Raw genomic sequence first — 1,193 nt, forward strand, 5'->3', positions numbered from 1 at the left:
CATATGGTTACCAGGGAAAGCCAAGCTCGTTGCTGGCAACGGTCGACGGCACTCAGCGCTCGATCATTACCCAGGCCAACTGGAAGGCAACGGGCGCCCACGAATCGCTGGCATACGGTAACGGCCTCGTCAGAGGCTATAACCACGACCAAGAGGGGCGGCTTACCGCGATGTCGGTCTGGGGACCTAACAGCCAAAAAGTCAGCTATTTGGACTACCAGTACAGCGGGGATGGTGAAATCAACGCCATCATCGATGCGGTCGATCCAAACATGACGCAGTTGATCGGCTACGACGGGTTGAGCCGTCTGACCCAGCTGACGCGTTTTGGCGTCACTAATCTGCTTTCCTACGATGCTGGCGGAAACCATGATCGCTACCAAGGGGGGAACCAGCTTACCCAGTACAGTATCGATCCAGGTAGCAACCGGGTGCTGTACTACACCAACCAGGACGGAAGCCGCCAGTACCAGTACGACGCGTTGGGAAATCGCATCAGCGAAACAGCGGGTAGCCGGATCAGCACCTATGAGTACGATGCATTCAATCGCATGAGCCGCAGCAACATCGGTGGCACAGCGACTGACTACGTGCTCAATGCTCAGGGGCAGCGCGTTGCAAAGATCAACGAGAACACCAACAGCCGATACTTCTACGCCGGTCAGAACCAGCTCATGACCGAGCTGAACAATGGCGTGTGGACCAATTACTTCTGGTTTGAAGGTGAACTGGTAGGGCTCGCTCGCAGTGGGCAGCACAACTACGTGCATACCGATCATCTTGGACGCCCCGAGTTCGTCACCAGTCCAAGCCAGCAGACAGTCTGGAAGGCGTACAACTATGCCTACGGACGTAGCGTCCAGAAGGATGAGATAGGCGGGTTGAACATTGGCTTCCCTGGCCAGTATTACGACGCGGAAAGCGGCCTCTGGTATAACGGCTTCCGCGACTATGACGCGAGCATCGGCCGGTATGTACAGAGTGATCCGATTGGGTTGGCGGGTGGCATGAATACCTACGCATATGTCTCAGGCAATCCAGTATCAAGAACCGATCCCTGGGGTCTCACCCAGTGCGACATCGATGTGGCGTTCTCATTTGCAAAGCAGAACAACCCAGATCTCAAGTTCGGCAACGGCGCACCGAAGGTGGATATTCCACGTTCAGGAGATGAGGGTCGATCGGAGCTGTAT

The 1,193-nt window shown here is 55.7% G+C and carries 1 protein-coding gene; it reads left to right on the forward strand.

What is annotated here, in order from left to right; genetic code table 11:
- The coding region (locus tag AC1VAN_RS22430) for an RHS repeat-associated core domain-containing protein (protein WP_480986810.1) at positions 1-1,193 on the forward strand (1,193 nt) is incomplete at both ends.

The sequence above is a fragment of the Stenotrophomonas sp. 05L44_2 genome, from assembly GCF_056665995.1.